Origin of the sequence: Tropicimonas sp. (assembly GCF_047971885.1) — a bacterium.
GTDB lineage: Bacteria > Pseudomonadota > Alphaproteobacteria > Rhodobacterales > Rhodobacteraceae > Tropicimonas.
Window position 1 is genome coordinate 1 of the sequence record NZ_JBKEAE010000093.1, and the last position, 2,557, is coordinate 2,557.

Here is a 2,557-nt window from a genome sequence, read left to right on the forward strand (position 1 = left end):
CTGGTGCCCGAGGAGGCCGAGCGCGAGACTCACTCGACGCAGCTCGCCTATCTCCAGCTTGCCATCCTCGTCCTCGGTACGCTGGGGGCGGTGCTGACCTATGTCTTCAACCTGTTCGACGGAAACTGGCTGCTCGGCAAACAGGGCCGCGAATTCATCGAACAGCCGACCTGGGTCAAGGCGGGCATCGTCGTCGCGGCGCTGATCTTTCTCTACAACATCTCGATGACGGTGCTGAAGGGCCGCAAGACCGCGATCACCAATATCCTGCTGCTGGGGCTGTGGGGTATTGCGCTGCTCTTCCTCTTCGCCTTCTACAACCCGATCAACCTGGCGCTGGACAAGCAGTACTGGTGGTTCATCGTCCACCTCTGGGTCGAAGGCACCTGGGAACTCGTCATGGCCTCGATCCTCGCCTTCCTGATGCTCAAGCTGACGGGCGTGGATCGCGAGGTGGTCGAGAAATGGCTTTATGTCATCGCCGCGCTGGCGCTCTTCTCGGGTATCCTGGGGACCGGCCACCATTACTACTGGATCGGCATGCCGGGATACTGGCAGTGGGTCGGCTCGATCTTCTCGAGCTTCGAGGTCATGCCCTTCTTCGCCATGATGGCATTTGCCTTCGTCATGGTCTGGAAGGGCCGGCGCGATCACCCGAACAAGGCCGCGCTGCTGTGGTCGCTCGGCTGCGCCACGCTGGCCTTCTTCGGCGCCGGCGTCTGGGGCTTCCTGCATACGCTGCACGGGGTGAACTACTATTCGCACGGCACCCAGATCACGGCGGCCCATGGCCATCTCGCCTTCTTCGGGGCCTATGTGGCGCTGAACTGCGCGATCATGACCTACGCGATGCCGGTCCTGCTGGGGCGTGACCCCTACAATCAGGTCCTCAACATGACATCGTTCTGGCTGATGGCGGGCGGGATCACCTTCATGACCTTCACCCTGACCTTTGCCGGCACGGTGCAGACCCATCTTCAGCGGGTGCTGGGCATGCCCTACATGGATGTGCAGGATCAGCTCTGGGTCTTCTACGTCATGCGCTTCGGCTCCGGGCTTGCGGTGGTGGTGGGGGCCTACCTCTTCATCTATGCCGTGCTGGCTCCCGGCAAGGAGGTCATCGAACCCGGCGCGGTGGAAAAAGCCCGCCTCAAGGCCGAACACACACCTGCGGAGTAATCCCCGATGAATGTGCACAACGATCTGGAGGGGGCGGCAAGCGCCCCCTTCTACCTGCCTCAGGGCGACGAATGCGAGATTTTCGCCACCGCCGCCGAAAACGACCTGCCGGTTCTGCTCAAGGGGCCGACCGGCTGCGGCAAGACCCGTTTCGTCAGCCACATGGCGGCACGGCTGGGTCGTCCGCTGCACACGGTCGCCTGCCACGACGACCTGTCGGCGGCGGATCTGATCGGGCGCTACCTGCTCAAGGCCGGCGAGACGGTCTGGGTCGACGGGCCGCTGACCCGTGCCGTCCGCGAAGGCGCGATCTGCTATCTCGACGAGGTGGTGGAGGCGCGCAAGGACGTGACCGTGGTGCTTCACCCGCTGACCGATGATCGCCGCATCCTGCCCATCGACCGCACCGGCGAGGAACTCGAGGCCGCGCCTGGCTTCATGCTCGTGGCCTCCTACAACCCCGGCTACCAGAATATCCTGAAGACGCTGAAACCGTCGACGCGGCAGCGTTTCCTGTCGGTGGAATTCGATTTTCCGCGCCCCGAACATGAAATCCCGGTTGTCGCGCGCGAATCCGGTCTCGACGAGGAGCGCGTCCGGCCGCTTGTCCGCCTTGCCGGCAAGCTGCGCGATCTCAAGGGTCAGGATCTGGAAGAGGGCGTTTCGACCCGTCTGGTGATCTATGCCGCGACGCTGATCCGGCAGGGCATGCCGGTCGATCGCGCGGTACTGGCGGCGATGATCGAGCCGCTGACCGACGACCGGGATGTGAAGCGCGGGCTCCTCGACCTCGTTACCGCCATCTATGGGTGAGGCAAGCGGTGATGCCGGTCGAAATCGAGCCATGGGAACCCGAAGAAACAGTCGGGAAACTTTGGCACGGGTTTGCCAGCCGTCTGGACGCGCCCGTCGTCCATGAAGGAGCCCGGGTCGGCCTTACCGAGGTCGGCGGGCGGTTGGCAGTCCTGTTTCGGGGGCTCGGCGGCGATCCCTCCGTCGAGATCAAACCGGTATTCGAGGAGCAAAGCCGCCACCGGCTCTCGTACCGCCGGATGCTGGGCACCTGGGCCGAAACCGCTCCGCGGGCGAGTTTCGACGGTGCCGCCCTGCGCCTGCCCGAAAGTCTCGCCGTCTTTCCCTCGCGCGAGGCCAATGCCGCGCTCTATATCTGGCTGGCCGCCTGCGCCGCCGGGGCCGAAGCCGGCGCGACCGAGCCGCTCGACCCGCTTCAGGCCGACCTGCTTGCGCTGCATCAGTCCCAGGCAAGCGTTCGCCGCGCACTGGAAGAGGCCCCCGGATTCCGCCCGCTTTACGGCGAGCTTCGCGCCGCCGCGCTGATCCAGCGCAAGATTCCGCGCCTGCCGCCGACCGAGGCGGC

The 2,557-nt window shown here is 65.0% G+C and carries 2 protein-coding genes and 1 pseudogene; all 3 read left to right on the forward strand.

Annotated features, from left to right (window positions below; translation table 11 throughout):
- A partial coding sequence (locus ACK5IR_RS08635; RefSeq protein WP_416927922.1) for a cbb3-type cytochrome c oxidase subunit I occupies positions 1–1,179 on the forward strand: 1,179 nt, incomplete at its 5' end.
- 6 nt (positions 1,180–1,185) lie between these two features.
- Positions 1,186–1,992, forward strand: coding sequence for a CbbQ/NirQ/NorQ/GpvN family protein (locus ACK5IR_RS08640; RefSeq protein ID WP_416927924.1), 807 nt, complete (start codon positions 1,186–1,188; stop codon positions 1,990–1,992).
- An 11-nt stretch (positions 1,993–2,003) separates the two neighbouring features.
- Positions 2,004–2,557 (forward strand): annotated as a pseudogene (locus tag ACK5IR_RS08645) (nitric oxide reductase D protein); the annotation flags it as partial.

Coding starts and splice junctions, on each gene's coding strand:
- ACK5IR_RS08640 (WP_416927924.1), top strand. CDS start 1,186: ATGAATGTGCACAACGATCTGGAGGGGGCGGCAAGCGCCCCCTTCTAC.